Origin of the sequence: Streptomyces umbrinus (assembly GCF_030817415.1) — a bacterium.
GTDB lineage: Bacteria > Actinomycetota > Actinomycetes > Streptomycetales > Streptomycetaceae > Streptomyces > Streptomyces umbrinus_A.
In genome coordinates, this window is sequence record NZ_JAUSZI010000002.1 from 1,084,581 (window position 1) to 1,101,297 (window position 16,717).

The 16,717-nt window shown below is 69.4% G+C and carries 15 protein-coding genes and 1 pseudogene; 12 read left to right on the forward strand and 4 right to left on the reverse strand.

Annotation, left to right across the window (positions count from 1 at the left end; translation table 11 throughout):
• Positions 1-109 precede the first annotated feature (109 nt).
• Positions 110-517: a RidA family protein gene (locus QF035_RS05560; RefSeq protein ID WP_307518628.1), complete on the forward strand. Its 408-nt coding sequence runs from the start codon at positions 110-112 to the stop codon at positions 515-517.
• A gap of 267 nt (positions 518-784) precedes the next feature.
• Entirely contained in the window at positions 785-2,356 is a 1,572-nt protein-coding gene (locus tag QF035_RS05565; RefSeq protein WP_307518630.1) for a hypothetical protein, read from the forward strand.
• 19 nt (positions 2,357-2,375) lie between these two features.
• Here QF035_RS05565 and QF035_RS05570 read toward each other — a convergent pair whose 3' ends face one another.
• The gene (locus QF035_RS05570; RefSeq protein WP_307518632.1) at positions 2,376-2,987 is read right to left on the reverse strand and encodes an NUDIX hydrolase; all 612 of its coding nucleotides are present in this window, start codon (positions 2,985-2,987) and stop codon (positions 2,376-2,378) included.
• A 102-nt stretch (positions 2,988-3,089) separates the two neighbouring features.
• On the opposite strand from QF035_RS05570, the gene QF035_RS05575 reads away from it, so the two are divergent.
• Genes QF035_RS05575 through QF035_RS05590 form a run of 4 tightly spaced genes read left to right on the forward strand, consistent with a single transcriptional unit; the run spans position 3,090 to position 5,980 of the window.
• A complete protein-coding gene (locus tag QF035_RS05575) occupies positions 3,090-3,764 on the forward strand; it encodes a winged helix-turn-helix domain-containing protein (protein WP_307518634.1) in 675 nt (224 codons plus the stop codon).
• A complete protein-coding gene (locus QF035_RS05580) occupies positions 3,761-5,086 on the forward strand; it encodes an MFS transporter (RefSeq protein WP_307518636.1) in 1,326 nt (441 codons plus the stop codon). The genes QF035_RS05575 and QF035_RS05580 overlap by 4 nt, the downstream gene beginning before the upstream one ends.
• A gap of 22 nt (positions 5,087-5,108) precedes the next feature.
• Positions 5,109-5,477 (forward strand): metalloregulator ArsR/SmtB family transcription factor, encoded by a 369-nt coding sequence (locus tag QF035_RS05585; protein WP_307518638.1) that lies wholly within the window; start codon positions 5,109-5,111, stop codon positions 5,475-5,477.
• On the forward strand, positions 5,474-5,980 hold the full coding sequence (locus QF035_RS05590) for an SRPBCC family protein (protein WP_307518640.1): 507 nt from the start codon (positions 5,474-5,476) through the stop codon (positions 5,978-5,980). Before QF035_RS05585 ends, QF035_RS05590 begins: the two co-directional genes overlap by 4 nt.
• Before the next feature lie 21 nt (positions 5,981-6,001).
• Here QF035_RS05590 and QF035_RS05595 read toward each other — a convergent pair whose 3' ends face one another.
• Positions 6,002-6,682: an SDR family NAD(P)-dependent oxidoreductase gene (locus tag QF035_RS05595; RefSeq protein ID WP_307518642.1), complete on the reverse strand. Its 681-nt coding sequence runs from the start codon at positions 6,680-6,682 to the stop codon at positions 6,002-6,004.
• A 47-nt stretch (positions 6,683-6,729) separates the two neighbouring features.
• Complete coding sequence (locus tag QF035_RS05600; protein ID WP_307518644.1) at positions 6,730-8,445, reverse strand: dihydroxy-acid dehydratase; 1,716 nt, start codon at positions 8,443-8,445, stop codon at positions 6,730-6,732.
• A 47-nt stretch (positions 8,446-8,492) separates the two neighbouring features.
• Here QF035_RS05600 and QF035_RS05605 point away from each other — a divergent pair, with 47 nt between their 5' ends.
• The 3 genes and pseudogenes from QF035_RS05605 to QF035_RS05615 all read left to right on the forward strand — a co-directional run bounded on the left by QF035_RS05605 (position 8,493) and on the right by QF035_RS05615 (position 11,304).
• Complete coding sequence (locus QF035_RS05605; protein WP_307518646.1) at positions 8,493-9,317, forward strand: IclR family transcriptional regulator; 825 nt, start codon at positions 8,493-8,495, stop codon at positions 9,315-9,317.
• Positions 9,318-9,414: 97 nt separating this feature from the next.
• Positions 9,415-10,275, forward strand: a complete 861-nt coding sequence (locus QF035_RS05610; protein ID WP_307518647.1) for a fumarylacetoacetate hydrolase family protein — start codon at positions 9,415-9,417, stop codon at positions 10,273-10,275.
• A gap of 11 nt (positions 10,276-10,286) precedes the next feature.
• Positions 10,287-11,304: pseudogene (locus QF035_RS05615) on the forward strand (zinc-dependent alcohol dehydrogenase).
• Positions 11,305-11,435: 131 nt separating this feature from the next.
• Here the strand turns inward: QF035_RS05615 and QF035_RS05620 are convergent.
• On the reverse strand, positions 11,436-12,563 hold the full coding sequence (locus QF035_RS05620; RefSeq protein ID WP_373466926.1) for an IS30 family transposase: 1,128 nt from the start codon (positions 12,561-12,563) through the stop codon (positions 11,436-11,438).
• Positions 12,564-13,037: 474 nt separating this feature from the next.
• Between QF035_RS05620 and QF035_RS05625 the strand changes: the two genes are divergently transcribed.
• Genes QF035_RS05625 through QF035_RS05635 form a run of 3 tightly spaced genes read left to right on the forward strand, consistent with a single transcriptional unit; the run spans position 13,038 to position 16,443 of the window.
• The gene (locus QF035_RS05625) at positions 13,038-14,465 is read left to right on the forward strand and encodes a family 2B encapsulin nanocompartment shell protein (protein WP_307518650.1); all 1,428 of its coding nucleotides are present in this window, start codon (positions 13,038-13,040) and stop codon (positions 14,463-14,465) included.
• Positions 14,462-15,514 (forward strand): family 2 encapsulin nanocompartment cargo protein terpene cyclase, encoded by a 1,053-nt coding sequence (locus QF035_RS05630; RefSeq protein WP_307518652.1) that lies wholly within the window; start codon positions 14,462-14,464, stop codon positions 15,512-15,514. The genes QF035_RS05625 and QF035_RS05630 overlap by 4 nt, the downstream gene beginning before the upstream one ends.
• A gap of 50 nt (positions 15,515-15,564) precedes the next feature.
• Positions 15,565-16,443: a geranyl diphosphate 2-C-methyltransferase gene (locus QF035_RS05635; protein ID WP_307518654.1), complete on the forward strand. Its 879-nt coding sequence runs from the start codon at positions 15,565-15,567 to the stop codon at positions 16,441-16,443.
• Positions 16,444-16,717: the final 274 nt, after the last annotated feature.

The following is a 16,717-nucleotide window of genomic DNA, read 5'->3' on the forward strand; positions in this document are numbered from 1 at the left end:
ATGTCAGCGCTCACTCTCCTACGGTTTCCCAGTAACCACAAGAGACCACGGGAATCATGGAACGACGGAAACGAGCCCTCATCGCAAGGGCTCTGAACAAGGAGTCGGCATGGCCATCACTCTGGTGAACCCCGAAGGACTGACGAAGGTCGACCTCTACCGACAGGTATCGGTCGCCACCGGGTCGAAGCTGATCTACCTCGCCGGGCAGGTCGCCTGGGACGCCGACGGGGTCACGGTCGGCGAAGGTGACTTCGCCGCACAGGTCGAGCAGTCCTACCTCAATGTCGGCACGGCTCTGGCCGAGGTCGGCGCCTCGTTCGACAACGTGGTGAAACTGACCGTCTACCTCGTCGACTGGACCCCCGACAAGATGCCCCTGTTCGCGGAAGGGGTCGCACGCGCCGCCGCGAAGCTGGGGGTCACCCCGGCCGCACCGCTCACCGGGGTGGGTGTCGCCGCTCTGGCCGCGCCCGACCTCCTGGTCGAGGTCGAGGCCACCGCGATCATCGACTGAACAGGCGTCTCCGCCTGGAGCTTGTTCTCGACCCGTGGCGCTTGTTCATGGCCGCGGGCCCCGAACCGCGTGCTCCGAAGGGGCGGGGCGGCCGGATTCGAACCGACGTCCTCCGAGATGATGTCGCGGCGCACTACCTCTGTGCTACGACCCCGCCTTGGTCATGATCGTAGGCCCCAACTGCAAGGGACTGCCACCCTGTTTCGGCTCCACGGACGGCTGGTCGTACAGGAGGTGGTGCGGGAGGTGGTGCGGGATACTGCGGCAATGTTCGGGATACGGGACCGTCGGCGCGCGGTCGTCGTCCGGTGCGTGGTGGCCATTGTCCTGACCTTGATGACCGCTCTTACGGGCGTTGGCCGGGCCACGGCGGCGGAGAGGGGTCCGCGCGACATCACACAGGACTATTTCTACGTACCGCTGCATTCGCAGGAGCCGTACACCTCCGATGTGCTCGGCCTCGAGTTCGCGTACGACGGGCCGCCACGGAATGCCGAACTCACCGTGGACGCGGCGGGGATCGACGGCGTCGCGGTCGTCGCCTCGGGGGCCGACGGCTGCAGGCCGAGGATGCCGTCCTTCACCTGTTCCAAGCAGCTGCACCCCGACTCCCAGGGCTGGAACATGCAGGAGCTGAAGCTCCGCCCCGCAGCCGGGGTCCATGCCGGGGACTCCGGCACCCTGAGCTACACCCTCAAGCCGGAAGGCCTGCCCGCCGTCCGAGGCAGCCTGAAGGTGATCGCCGGGCGGCCCGAACTGCGAGTGAACGAGAGTCCCGCCCTCAAGACGATCGCCGTCGGTGAGACCTTCAGCGTGCCCATCGTCATCCGCAACACCGGCGATGTCCCTGCCCGCGGTGTCGTCCTGCTCATCGAAGGCAACGCAGATCTGTCCGCGGCCACCCGGCACAGCAACTGCCGCTACGCCAAGGACGCAGACACCGTCCAATGCCTCCTTCCCGACGCCGTCATAGCTCCCGGCGTGACGATGCGGGTGAAGCCGGTGCTGCGGGTCAAACCGAGCCGAGCCGCGCTGGCCGAGCGACTGTCCTACGGGGCGTGGTCCTTCCACTCCTCCGGACGGCACCCGGGCCCGCCATGCTGCGTGGGCGACCCCGCCCCCGGCCTCACGCCGGGGCAAGGCACACCCCTTTCCCTCACTCCGGACCCGACCGGCGGCAAAGGGACGACGTTCACCACCACCCCTGAGCCGGCGGAGGTGAAGGTGCCGGTGCGGAACACCGCCGACATCGAGGCGATCGGCGCAGCGCTGCGCGGCAAGGTCGGCACGACCCACCGCATCCGCGTCGGCTACCGCAACAACGGCCCCGCCGAGACGGGCGAGATCCGGACCGTGTTCATCGCACCGCCCGGCACGGAGGTGATCCGGGCGCCTTACGACCCCGAAGCCGAGGAGGAGATGGCCGACCAGGTCTGCCGGACGAAGAATCGCGGCCGCAGCTACACCTGCAGCCAGTACAGCGAGGTCGGCCAGAAGGTCTTCTACGAGTTCACCTTGCGCACCACCAGCGACGACACCCGTTCCGGCTGCGTGTCCGTCTCTGCCCGGACCGGCGAATCAGGGCCGGGCGGCAGCCGGGTCAAGGACACCGAACGCAGCAACGACACGGCACCCGTCCAGGTGGCCGAGAACGGCACGGTCTCCTGCGCTCTGCCCAAGGAGGGCGGCAGCGGAGTTGGCAGCTGGGCCGTCGGCACCGGGATCGCGGCCCTCGCCGGCTCGGCATTGCTCGTCGCCGGACACCGACGCAGGAAGGCGTCGCGATCGCGTCCGACACCAACACGCTGGTGGCTGACGCGCTTTGAACGTGAGATGTGAGCGGACGGAGGGGCTGCGCTCACCCTGGCCGCGCGGCCATGAGCTTGCGGGTGAACCTGTGCATGTGCGGGTCGAGGGTGTCCCCGGGCTCGGCGAGGACCCGTGACAGCGAGAGCCACTTGATCGCCGAGAATTCGTCCTCGTCGAAGGCGACGACACTGCCGACATCCGCCCCCAGGACGTACCAGAGCGACACGTCAGTGTGCCGTCCCTGCCCGCGCGTCTGCGTGATGGTCAGAAAAAACGGCTGCCTGCCGGCGACCACCGACGGAACGGCGTCGATGAACACTTCCTCGCGGCACTCACGCACCACCGTGTCCCACGGGTCCTCCATCGGCTCGACATGACCGCCACTGGGAAGCCACAGACCGGCCTTCCGGTGGGCGACCAGCAGGAGTTCGCCGCGCTTCTCGTCCAGGACCACGAAGTAGCTGACGAGATGGACCGGCGGCACATCGGGTTTCCGTACCCGATGGAGCGGAGCTCCGCCGGCAACCCACTCCACCGCCTCGGCGAGATGGGCACGCTCCTGTTCGTCCCAGGGACGAACACCCTCCAGCAGACTCGTCAGCCGCGCACGGAGAAGCTGGTCACGTTCGTCTGAAGCACCGGTCGCATTCACTGAGTTCATGATGCCAAGAAGCGGTGTTGCCGCGAGGGCGGCATGGACCGCAGAGGCTTCTTCGCAAAGAAGTCTTTGCGAAGAACCCTTTGCGGTCTAGGGTCACTCGGTATGACTGAACGGAGCGAGCGGCCACAGGACTTGACTCCCCATCCGGACTCGGTCGTTCTGGATGCCAAGGGGCTGCGTGCCCTCGCGCACCCGGTGCGGGTGCAGTTGGTGGGACTGCTGCGGAAGCATGGTCCGTCGACGGCCACCCGGCTTGCGGAGCGGCTGGGCGTCAATTCCGGCACGGCCAGCTACCATCTGCGCCAGCTCGGTGCGGCCGGTCTCGTCGAGGAGGACACGGAACGCGGCAACGCGCGGGAGCGCTGGTGGCGTTCGGTGCACCAGCGGACGTGGTTCAACGATCAAGAGCTGGTCGAGCGGGAACCCGAGGCCGCACTGGCCTACCTGCAGTCCGTCGCCGCCACGTACACCTCGCGCACCCAGCAGGCGCTCAACGAGCTTCAGACCATGCCTCGTGTCTGGCGGGACACCTTCGACATGAGCGACTGGCCCCTGCGGATCACTCCCGAGGAGGCTTCCGCGCTCTACGAGGAGTTGCGGGCAGTCATCTCCCGCTATCGGCAGGACACACCGGGGGCGGCGGCGCAGGCACCCGAGGGCGCCGAGCGGTTCTCCGTGATCACCCACCTCCTGCCCGAGCCCGACGCTCCCGCCACCTCGACGGGCACAGGCGCAGACGCCGATGCAGGCGCGGACGCGGGCACGGAGAGGCCATGACGAAGAAGGCCTCCGGTACGGACGACTTAGCCGACGCGCGCACCTTGCGTCCGCTGGGCGGGGTGCTCTCGGCGATGGCGGTGTCGCTGACGGGCACTCGGATCTCCGGCATCGCGCTGCCCTGGTTCGTACTCGTCACGACCGGCAGCGCAACCCGGACCGGACTCGTCGCCTTCTGCGAGATGGCCCCGTACGTGGTGGTCAAGGCGCTCACCGGACCGCTGGTGGACCGGGTGGGGCCGCGCGTCGTCTCCTGGGTCACCGACCTGGCCAGCGCGACGGCCGCCGCTGTCGTTCCCCTCCTCCACGGCCTGGGCCTGCTCTCCTTTCCCCTGCTGCTGGCCCTGGTCGCGCTGATCGGGGCGGCCCGTGGTCCGGGCGACCTCGCCAAGGAAGTCATGGTGCCGGAGGCGGCCGACCGCAGCCGGGTGCCGCTGGAGCGGGCCGCGGGCCTGTCCGGCGTGATCGAGCGGCTCGCCTCCACGGTCGGCCCCGCGGCCGCGGGATCCCTGGTGGCGCTGCTCGGCCCCCTGACGGGTCTTGTGGTCAACGCGGCCTGTTTCGCCGCCGGATCGGTGATCGTCGCGGTGGCACTGCCCCAGGACGTGGGACGCGCAACCGCGGCGCCCCCGTCGCCGGGCGGGGAGCCTGAGCCGGGCTACTGGCGGCGGTTCGGCGAAGGCTTCACCTTCCTGCGCGGCGATCCGCTGCTCCTCACCCTCATCGTCATGGTCGGGATCACCAACCTGCTGGATGCGGCCTTCAGCGCGGTGCTCATCCCTGTCTGGGCCAGGGAATCCGGCAACGGACCGACAGCGATCGGCCTGATGAGCGGCATGGCGGGAGCCGCGGCGATCGGCGGGAGCCTGCTGGCCACAGCGGTCGCACACCGGCTGCGGCGCCGGGCGGTGTTCTTCACCGGGTTCCTGGTCGCCGGGGCGCCGCGCTTCCTGGTCCTCGCCGCCGACGCACCGATGGGCGTCGTACTGGCCGTGTTCGCCGCCAGCGGGCTCGGCGCGGGCTTCCTCAACCCGATCATCGGGGCCGTCCTCTTCGAGCGGGTGCCCCGTCCCGTACTGGGCCGTGTCAACGCGCTCGGTGATTCGCTGGCCTGGTCCGGCATCCCCCTCGGCGGGCTGATCGCCGGGGCGGCGGTGGCCGTCGTCGGGCTCGTGCCGGTGCTGGTCACCTGCGGAGTCGCGTACTTCCTCGCCACGAACCTGACCGGGCTGCGGCCGGAATGGCGGGAGATGGACCTCGGACGCGGGGGCAGATCCTCGAAGCAGTCGTCCGAGGCACGCCCACTGGAAGCAAACCCGTAACTAAGGGGTTACGCTTTTCGTCATGGACGAAGTGGCCCACGCGATAGCGGATCCCGTACGCAGGGAAATCCTTCTCATGCTGCGTGGGGCCACGCTCACGGTGGGGGAGATCGCGCGTCGCTTCACCATCAGCCGGCCGGCGATCAGTCGTCATCTGCGGGTGCTGCGGGAGTGCGGGCTGGTCCGCGACGAGCTCGTGGGGCGGCAGCGGATGTACAGACTCGATGCGGCGCCGTTGGCGGAAGTCGCCGAGTGGATCGCCGTGATCCGCGCGCCGGGCGGCTGGGATCAGCGCCTGGACGCCCTTGAGACAGAGGTTCGTCGCACCCGCCGTGAGAGGTCCATGCGTCGCACGGCACCACATGGAGAACGTACGGAGGACACCGCATGAAACCAGTACCCAGCGGCCGGCTCGTGCCCACCGCCGACGGCAACGACCTGATCCTGACCCGTACGTTCCGGGCGCCCATCGATGACGTGTGGGCGAGCGTCACCGAATCGGAGCGCACGGCACGGTGGTTCGGTCCCTGGGAAGGGGACGCGGCGCCGGGTCGTACCATCCGGGTCCGGATGGCGTTCGAGGAGGGCGAGGCGTGGACCGAGGTGCGTATCGACGCGTGCGAGCCGCCGCGGCACCTCGCCGTCTCCACGTCCGACGAAGCGGGCGACTGGCGCATGGAACTGCGGCTGTCCGAGTCGGCCGGGACGACGGAGCTCCAGTTCGTCCATCACCTCACGACCACGAAGGGACTCGGCGAGATCGGACCGGGCTGGGAGTACTACCTGGACATGCTTGTCGCCTCACGCGACGGCACTCCGGCGCCGAGCTTCGACGACTACTACCCCTCGCAGCAGGCCTACTTCGAGGCCCTGGCGGACCAGCGGTCTTCATGAGGGCTCGGAGGGTCCCGGCAGTCAGTAGGTCGCCCTTCCGCCGCTGATGTCGTAGACGGCTCCGGTGGAGAAACTGACCCGGTCGGAGGACAGGAACGCGACGAGTTCGACCACCTCCTCGGGGCGGCCGATCCGCCGCATCGGGATCAGACCGGCGATGCGGGCGAGCACGTCGGGAGCCGTGCTGTCGTTCATGGGTGTCGCTATGACGGCGGGAGCTATGACGTTGACCAGGACGCCGCTGGTGGCCAGTTCCTTGCCCGCGGACTTGGTCAAAGCGATCACGGCCGCCTTGGACGCGGAGTAGACCGACAGGTCGGCGTTCCCGTCCTTGCCTGCCATGCTGGCGAAGTTGACCACACGGCCCCAGCCGCGGTCGCGCATGCCGGGGACGAACGTCCGCATGGTGTTCACGGTGCCCAGGACATTGACGTCGAGGACGTGGCGCCACTCCTCGGGGGTCGTCTCGGTGAGCGGCTTGTTCGGTCCTACGATGCCTGCCGAGTTGACCAGTACGTCCACCGGCCCGATCTCCTCGGCGATCCGGCGCAGCATCCCTTCCTCCGTCACGTCCGCGCAGATGTCGGCACCGTCGAGGTCGAGTGTCGTGACCTTCAGCCCATCGGCCCTGAGACGTTCAGCCGCTGCCGCGCCCAGTCCCCTGGCCCCTCCGGTGACGAGGGCCGCTCTGGTGGTCGTCATGTCTCTCCGCGAGGTCGGGGGCGTCGGTCCGGTGCGGCGCGCGTGAGTCAGTGCGATTCACGGCTCACCTCCGAGCCGCTGGAGCCGACGAGGAAGTCCAGGTCGGCGCCCGTGTCGGCTTGGAGGACGTGGTCGACGTAGAGACGCTCCCAGCCACGCCGAGGGCTCGCGAAACCCGTGACGGTGGCCTTCGTGGGGGTCCTGCGGGCCAGTTCGTCGGCCGATACGTCGAGGTCGATGCGGCGGGCCGGGACGTCGAGGCCGATGTGGTCCCCCGTACGAGCGAGGGCGAGCGGGCCGCCGGCCGCGGCCTCCGGGGCCACGTGCAGGACGACGGTGCCGTACGCGGTGCCGCTCATGCGGCCGTCGCAGACGCGGACCATGTCGCGGACGCCCTGTTCCAGGAGCTTCTTCGGGAGCGGCATGTTGGCCACCTCGGGCATGCCCGGGTAGCCCTTGGGGCCGCAGCCGCGCAGCACGAGGACCGAGTCGGCGTCGACGTCGAGATCGGGGTCGTCGATGCGGGCGTGGAAGTCCTCGATCGAGTCGAAGACGACCGCGCGGCCGCTGTGGCGCAGCAGGTGGGCGGAGGCCGCGGCGGGTTTGATGAGCGCGCCGTCCGGGGCGAGGTTGCCGCGGAGCACGGCGATGCCGCCCTCCGCGACGAGCGGTTCGGCACGGGTGCGGATGACCTCGCCGTCCCAGATCGGCGCGTCGTCGAGATGGTTCACGAGCGGTTCGCCGGTGACCGTGAGGGCGTCCGGGTCCAGCAGGTCGCGTACCTCGCGCAGGACGGCGGACAGGCCTCCGGCGCGGTGGAAGTCCTCCATGAGGAAGCGTCCGGCCGGCTGGAGGTCGACCAGGACCGGCACCCGGGAACCGATGCGGTCGAAGTCGTCGAGCGACAGGTCGATCCCCAACCGCCCCGCGATCGCCAGGAGATGGACGACCGCGTTGGTCGAGCCGCCGATCGCGGCCAGCGCGACGATCGCGTTGTGGAAGGACGCCTTGGTCAGGAAGGTGCCCGGCCGTCGGTCGAGGGCGACCATGTCCACCGCCAGCCGGCCGGTGCCGTGCGCGGCCTCCAGCAGTCGGCTGTCGGGGGCGGGGGTGCCGGCCACTCCTGGCACGACCGTGCCGAGGGCCTCGGCCACCAGCGCCATCGTGGAGGCGGTTCCCATGGTGTTGCAGTGCCCGCGGCTGCGGATCATCGCCGACTCGGAGCGGGTGAACTGCTCCTGGGAGAGCATGCCGGCCCGTACCTCCTCCGACAGCCGCCACACGTCGGTGCCGCACCCCAGCGGCGTACCGCGGAAGGTGCCGGTGAGCATCGGGCCGCCGGGCACGACGACGGCGGGCAGGTCCACCGAGGCGGCGGCCATCAGCAGCGACGGGATCGTCTTGTCGCAGCCTCCCAACAGGACGACGCCGTCGATGGGGTTGGCCCGCAGCATCTCCTCCGTGGCCATCGCCGCCATGTTGCGCCAGAGCATCGCCGTGGGCCGCACCTGTGTCTCGCCCAGCGACACCACGGGCAGGTCCAGCGGAATGCCGCCCGCCTCGTAGACGCCGTTGCGGACCGAGGCCGCCACCTCGTTCAGATGCGCGTTGCAGGGAGTCAGGTCCGAGGCGGTGTTGGCGATGGCGATCTGCGGGCGGCCGTCGAAGGCATCACCGGGCACGCCACGTCGCATCCACGCCCGGTGGATGTAGGCGTTGCGGTCCTGACCCGCGTACCACTGGGCGCTGCGGAGCGTCACCATTGAACTCCTTCCAATAATCGACACAGGGGTCTAATCTTTGGAACGCCATGAAGCATACGCAGACGTTCGAAGGATCGACAGACCCCGACGCGGACGGCTCAACAGGCGCCGACAGCAGCCGACTTGTGGGCTCGGACCGGGTGCTCGCCGTCCTCAAGGAACTCGCCCGGTATCCCGATGGGGTGGGTCTTGAGGAGCTGACACGGGTGATCGGCAGCCCCAAGCCGACCGTGCACCGGGCGCTCGGTGCCCTGCGCCGGGCCGGTCTGGCCGACCAGGACGTCCGCGGCCGGTATGTGCTCGGCGACGAGTTCCTGCGGATGGCCTTCGCCCACCACGAGGCCCGCCCCGAGCACGTACGTATCCGTCCCGCGCTGGAGGCACTGGCCCACCGGTTCGGCGAGACCTCGCACTACGCGGTCCTGGACGGCCGCGAGGTCGTCTACCGCGCCAAGGTCGACCCGCCGACCGGGGCCGTCCGGCTGACCTCCACGGTGGGCGGCCGCAATCCCGCGCACACCACCGGCGTCGGAAAGCTGCTGCTCGCCCAGCAGTTGGACACGCTCGACGACGTCGAGGCCTGGATCGGCTCGACGCCCCTGGTACGCCGCACTCCGCGGACCCTGTACACGGCCGCCGCCCTGCACGGCGAACTGCGGATCACGCGCGAACGCGGCTACGGCCTCGACGACCAGGAGAACGAGACCGGTGTCAACTGCCTCTCCCTGCCCGTGTACGCGACCTCGCCGACGACCGCCTCCGGCGCTCTGAGCATCAGCGCGCTGGCGTACCGGACTCCCCTGGAGACCCTGGTCGGCGCCCTCGACGAGATCCGTGCCGTACTCGGGCCTCTGGGAGAGCCGCACCGGTGACCGACCCACCGTCGGGGTCGACTGTCCGGGCCAGGACCCGGTCATCCCTCATCTCCCCCTCCCCCGCCTCGCCGTCCCACCATTGGAGACTGACCTCGTGCACCTCATGCGTATCGGCGCCGTCGGCGCCGAGAAGCCCGTCGCCCGTATCGACGACGAGACATACGTCGATCTCTCCGATGTCGTCACGGACTTCGACGAGGCGTTCTTCGGCTCGGGCGGCATCGACCGCATACGCCCCGTCGTGGCCGAGCGGGTGGCCGCGGGTCAGATGGCGCGGTTCGCCGGGGAACGTGTCGGCGCCCCGATCGCGCGCCCGCACCAGATCCTGTGCATCGGCCTCAACTACCGCGACCACGCGACCGAGACCGGCATGCCTGTTCCCGACGAGCCGATCCTCTTCACCAAGTCGCCCAACACGCTCGTCGGCCCGAACGACGACGTGCGTATCCCGCGCGGCTCCACCAAGACCGACTGGGAGGTGGAGCTCGGCATCGTGATCGGCCGCCGCACCAGCTATCTGGACTCGGTGGACGAGGCACGCGACGCCATCGCCGGTTACGTGGTCGTCAACGACGTCAGCGAGCGGGCCTTCCAGTTGGAACGCGGCGGGCAATGGGCCAAGGGCAAGTCCGCCGAGACCTTCAACCCCGCCGGTCCCTGGCTGGCCACCCCGGACGAGATCGGCGACGTACTGGCGCTGGACATGTGGCTGGACGTCAACGGGGTGCGCCGACAGAGCGGCAGCACCAAGACGATGGTCTTCGACCCGTACTTCATCGTGCACTACCTGAGTCAGTTCCTCGTCCTGGAACCCGGTGACCTCATCAACACGGGCACCCCGCCCGGCGTCGGCATGGGGTTCAGCCCGCCGGTGTGGCTGCAGCCCGGTGATGTCATGGAGCTGGGCATCAAGGACCTCGGCGCCCAGCGCCAGCACGTGCTCGGGCCGCGGTGAGCTCCCGCCTGATGCGTGCCTTCGTACTGACCGGTCCCGGGAAGTACGCGGTGCAGGAGGTTCCGGTGCCGGTGGCCGTTCCCGGCGAGGTCGTCGTCGATGTCGAGCGGGTCGGCGTGTGCGGCACCGACGTCGAATTCTTCACGCGGTGCGATGGCCTACCTCCACCAGGGCCACTCCACCTACCCGACGCGGATCGGCCACGAGTGGGCCGGTCGCGTGGCCGCGGTCGGCGACGGCGTCGATCCCGCCTGGATCGGCAGGCGGGTCATGGGCGACACCATGCTCGGCTGCGGCCTCTGCCGGCGTTGCCGCCGGGGTCACCAGCATGTGTGCGAGAAGCGGCAGGAGGTCGGCATACGCGGGCAGCGGCCGGGCGCTCTGGCGGAGCAACTCGCGGTACCGGCCTCCTCGTTGCACGCTCTGCCCGACTCCGTCGGTCCCGTACTCGGCGCGCTGGTGGAGCCGGGCGGCAACGCCCTGCGCGCCGCACAGGCCGCCGAACTACGGTCCGGCGACCGGGCGTTGGTGCTGGGCCCGGGGACCATAGGGCTGTTGGTCGCGATGTTCGCCCGCGCCGCCGGTGCGGAGGTGCATCTGATGGGCCGCACCGAAGAGTCGCTCGCCTTCGCCCGCACGCTGGACTTCGCACACGTATGGACGGAGGGCTCCGTCCCGGGCCTGCCGTTCGACGCCGTGATCGACGCCTCCAACGCCGTCCATCTGCCCGGCCGGGCGCTGGAGTCGGTCGAACCGGCCGGCCGCGTCGTGTACGTGGGACTGGCCGGTGAGCCGAGCCGGATCGACACCCGCACCCTCGCCCTCAAGGACGTCACGGCGGTCGGCATCCTGTCCGCCTCACCCGGCCTCGACGCCACGATCCGCGCCTACGCCGACGGATCCGTCGACCCCGGCCCTCTCGTCGCCGCGACCGTCGGCCTGGATCAGGTCGGTGACGTCCTGGCCGGCATCCGCCCGCCCCACGCCGGGCCTGGCCCCAAGATCCATGTCGATCCTCGACTGACCTGAGCAGGACCTGGCCCACAGCAACGAGGCCGAGGCCCACCGTGACGCGGAGCGTCTGCAGGGGCTTCGAGGCGTTCGTGCGCCCTCCGCGCCGGGGCGAATTCGAGGGGTCGTTGCAACACGTGGTCGGTTGTTCAGGCCGCGAGTAGTTTAGACAGGCGCTCGGCTGGGGTTTCCCAGCCGAGCGTTTTGCGTGGGCGGCTGTTGAGTTCGGCGGCGGCTGCGTCCAGGTGCTTGCGGGTGTGGACGGACAGGTCGGTGCCCTTGGGGAAGTACTGCCGCAGCAGGCCGTTGGTGTTCTCGTTCGAGCCGCGCTGCCAGGGACTGGCCGGGTTGCAGAAGTAGACCGGGATGTCGGTGGCGATGGTGAATGCCTGGTGGGCGGCCATCTCCGAGCCCTGGTCCCAGGTGAGGGAACGCCGCAGGTGGGGCGGCAGGGTTTGGACGGTTTCCACGAGAGCGTCGCGGGTGCTGGCCGCGCTGTGGTCGATGGGCAGGTGGACCAGCATCACGTAACGGGTGGTGCGTTCGACGAGTGTGCCGATCGCCGATTTGTGGTCCTTGCCGATGATGAGGTCGCCTTCCCAGTGTCCTGGGACGGCCCGGTCGTCGGCTTCTGCCGGGCGGTCGCTGACCATGACCATGTTCGGGATCGATCGGGGCTGGCGCTTGTATGCCTGCCGGTGAGGACGTCGGCGGGCGCGTCCGCTGCGCAGGGCGCGGGCCAGTTCCCGGCGCAGTTCGCCCCGTCCCTGGACGTAGAGGGCCTGGTAGATCGTCTCGTGGGTCACGTGCATCTCCGGCCGGCTGGGGAACCGTATGCGCAGAGCGTGGCAGATCTGTTCCGGGCTCCACCGCAGGGTCAGGTGGTCCTGGACGAAGTCCCGCAGTTCGGCGCTCTGGCCGATCTTCCCCGGCTTGGGGCGGGGCCGGCGGGCGTCGGCGCGGGCCTGGGCGGCGTGGGGCCGGTACTGGCCGTTGGTGGGATGCCGGTTGCGGCGGATCTCCCTGCTGATGGTCGAGGGGCTGCGGCCCAGCTCGGCGGCGATCGCGCGGATGGTGGTTCTCTCGCGGAGCCGGTCGGCTATGTGGATGCGGTCAGCCTCGCGCAGGTAGCGGGAAGGGCCAGAAGGAGGCGGCGCCTCCTGGTAGATCGGAGGCGCCGCCTTCTTCCGGCCGACGTTCGCGTGTGAACCGTTACGCCATCTTTTGCCGGTCCGCAGGTTGATGCCGACGATTCGGCAGGCTTCCTGACTGCTCACGCCTTGCTGCATGAGCTGGAAGTATGCGGCCCGTTCCCGGTCCAGCTTCTTCGGCCCCTGCCGCTGGCGTTCCTTGCGTACTTCGAAGTCCATCGCATCCCCTGACTGGGGGTGTTGCGACGACCACTAGAACTCAAGCGGTGGGAGGGGGCACTTCACCGGCGTGGGAGTGCGCGCTCGTCGGGGGGCTGCTTCGGGCCGTGGGGTGGCGTCGTCGGGGCGTGAACACGCCCCTTTCGCGCGGTTCCCGAGTGGCGGTCGAGGCTGTTTGGCTTTGACATGCAGCGCGTGCTGCCAAGTTGCCCGGACCATAACGAGGGTGCCGTCCGGGCGTTCCCCCCACCCCGGCCTCCCTGACAGCGGGTCAGGTCCGAGCCGCCCGCACCCTTCCTGAGTCCCGAAGCCCCCGACACCACCCTGTTCAGCCATGTTCGTGCGCGTCCCCTCACGTCCGCTCATGCCTTGGGAGGAAATGTGTCTGCCCCGGAAAGCTCGCCCGAAAGCGCCGCCGGGCCCACCGACGAACAACGCTTCACCAGCCTCAGCACCCAGGCGGCGCGTCAGCTCGCCACCACCACCAAGTCCGAACCGCAGATGCAGGCCATCACCTCGCGATGGCTGCTCAAGATGCTGCCGTGGGTGGACATCAAGGGCGGCACCTACCGGGTGAACCGGCGACTCCAGCTCCGCGTCGGCCGGGGCCGGGTGCAGTTCGAGCAGAACGGCGCGGACGACATCAAGGTCATCCCCCAGACACTGACCGAACTGCCCGCCCTGCGCGGCTACTCCGACACCGCGGCCCTCAAGGAGATCTCCTCCCGCTTCCGGGTGCGGGAGGTACGCGCCGGCCAGATCATCTTCGACGCCGGACAGCCCGTCACGGAGGCCTACCTCGTCGTCCACGGCCGGTTCACCCGCTACACCATCGGAAAGTACGGCGAGGAGGAGGTCACCGGCGTCATCACGGACGGCGACGGAATGGGGGACGAGGCGATCGGCCAGGCCGACCCCCTGTGGCTCAACTCGGTGCGGGCCGAGACCACGGGCGTGGTCCTCGCCCTCAACTGGGACACCCTGAGGCAGTTCGTCGACCGCACCCCGTCCCTCGCCGCCCAGTTGGACGCGTTCGCACAGCAGCAGAGCAAACCGATGAACCGCAAGGGCGAGGCCGATGTCCCCGTACAGGCCGGCCATGTGGGCGAGCCGGTCCTCGCCGGCGGCTTCGTCGACTACGACCTCGTCCCGCGCGAGTACGAGCTGTCCCTCACCCAGACCGTGCTGCGCGTCCACACCAGGGTCGCCGACCTCTACAACCATCCGATGGACCAGACCGAGCAGCAACTGCGCCTGACCGTCGAGGAGATCCGCGAGCGCCAGGAGTGGGAGCTGGTCAACAACCGCGAGTTCGGTCTGCTGCACAACGTCGACCACGGCCAGCGCGTCAGCACGTACTCGGGTGCGCCCACGCCCGACGACCTCGACGAGCTGCTGTCGATGCGCCGCAAGACCCGGCTGTTCCTGGCCCATCCGAAGGCGATCTCCGCCTTCTTCCGGCACTGCAACCGGCGCGGCCTGGTGCCCGGAACGGTGAACGTCGAGGGCCACGAGGTGCCCTCCTGGCGGGGTGTTCCGTTCTTTCCCTGCGGCAAGATCCCGATCAGTCCGCAGCACACCAGCAGCATCATCGCGTTGCGCACCGGAGAGAAGGACCAGGGGGTCGTCGGGCTCCACCAGACCGGCATCCCCGAGGAGTTCGAGCCCGGTCTGAACGTGCGGTTCATGGGCATCGACACCACCGCGATCATGAGCTACCTCGTCACCGCCTACTACTCGATGGCCATCCTCGTGCCCGACGCCGCGGGGATCCTGGAGAACGTCCAGGTCGGGCGGACCGCGGAATGAGCACACCGTCGGCCTCCGGTTCGCGGTCGCGGCTGCCCGGTCCGCCGAGCCTCGCCCGCCCGCCCCGGCGGGGCGGGGCCATCCCCGGGCTGCGGTACCGGCCCGTCGCCCCCGCCGACCCGGCCAAGGCCGCCGAGGTCGACCGCAGGCTGGAGGAGTGGGCGCACGGGCTGGACCTGTTCCCGGCGGCATGGAAGGGGGACTTCTCCGGCTTCCAGTTCGGCCGGGCCGTCGTCCTGCAGCACCCCGGCGCGGCCGACCTCGAACGCCTCACCTCGGCAGGCAAGTTGCTCCTCGCCGAGAACCTCGTCGACAACCTCTACTGCGAAGAGGACGAGGGCAAGGGCGGCTCACCACGCGGGCTGGGCGGCCGGCTGATCATGGCCCAGGCGGCACTCGATCCCTACCACGGCACTCCCGAGCTGGAGGAGGAGTGGCGCCGCGGCGTACGGGCCGACGGGCCGCTTCGCTCGTACCACTTCGCGCTGCGGGACTACGCCGTCTTCGCCACTCCCAGTCAGACCGACAGGTTCGTGCACGACATCGCCCGGCTGCATCTGGGCTACCTCGGCGAGGCCGCCTGGTCGGAGATCCGGTACGTGCCGCAGGTGTGGGAGTACCTGGTGATGCGGCAGTTCAACAACTTCCGGCCCTGTCTGTCGATCGTCGACGCCGTGGACGGATACGAACTGCCCGAGGCCGTGTACGCCCGGCCGGAGATCCAGCGGATCACCGCCCTCGCGTGCAACGCCACCACGATCGTCAACGACCTGTACTCCTTCACCAAGGAGCTGGCCAGCGATCCGACACATCGGAATCTGCCCCAGGTCATCGCCGCGAACGAGAAGCGCGGTCTGAAGGCCGCGTATCTCAAGGCGGTCGAGATCCACAACAGGATCATGGCGGCGTTCAAGGAGGAGTCGGCACTCCTGTCCGCCACCTCACCCCTGGTCGAGCGCTATGCACAGGGACTGTCCGACTGGGTGGCCGGCAACCACGAGTGGCACGCCACCAACACCCACCGCTACCACTTGCCCAACTACTGGTGAAGCGCGCGCAACTGACACACTGTCACACGCACCATCACGAGGAGTCACCGTTGGCCACCGCCCCCCACGCACGCACCACGACAGCCCCGGTGCCGACCCAGTCCACGTACCAGACCCGCGTCGCGGACTACTGGAACGCCGAGGAGAACCCGGTCAACCTCGAACTCGGCAGGATCGACGACCTCTACCACCATCACTACGGCATCGGAGCAGCCGACCGGTCCGTGCTCGACGAGACCGATCCCGACCTGCGCCGGGAGCGACTCACCGCCGAACTGCACCGTCTGGAGCAGGAACAGGCCGTGCTCCTCTCCAGCCACCTCGGCCCCCTCTCCCGCGACGACCGCGTCTTCGACGCCGGCTGCGGACGCGGCGGCGGCAGTGTCGTGGCCAACCTGCGGTACGACTGCCACGCCGACGGAGTCACCATCTCCGCCAAGCAGGCCGAGTTCGCCAACGCGCAGGCCCGCAAGCGGGGCATCGACGACAAGGTCGCCTATCACCACCGGAACATGCTGGACACCGGCTTCCGGTCGGGCGCGTACGCGGCATCCTGGAACAACGAGTCCACCATGTACGTGGAACTGGACCTGCTGTTCGCCGAGCATGCCCGGCTGCTGCGCCGCGGCGGACGTTACGTGACGATCACCGGCTGCTACAACGACGCGTACGGGCGGGCCTCCCGCGAGGTGTCCCTGATCAACGCCCACTACATCTGCGACATCCACCCACGGTCGGAGTACTTCCGCGCGATGGCCCGGAACCGGCTGGTGCCCGTCCACGTGCAGGACCTGACCGCCGACGCCCTCCCCTACTGGGAACTCCGCAAGCAGGCCGACCACCTGGTCACGGGCATCGAGGACACGTTCCTCACCGCGTACAAGAACGGCAGCTTCCAGTACCTGCTGATCGCGGCCGACCGCGTCTGACGTACCACCGACGTACCACCGGGGAAGTCGGCGCAGACCGGTCGCGAGGACCGGTCTGCGCCGGGCCGTTGCCTGTGTCGGAGCAGTTGGGCCGTGGGGTCCGGCCTTCTCCGTCGGCGGGTTCTACACGCGAACAGCCTTGATGGGGAGGGGCGGCGACAGGTACGGCCATCCCCAAGCGGCCCCTGTCGCTCGGCGTTGTCGTCGGGCACAACGCCGCGCCGGTCTCCGACGAGTTCGGCGAGGTAGAGAACGAGGACACCGCGTCCTTCAC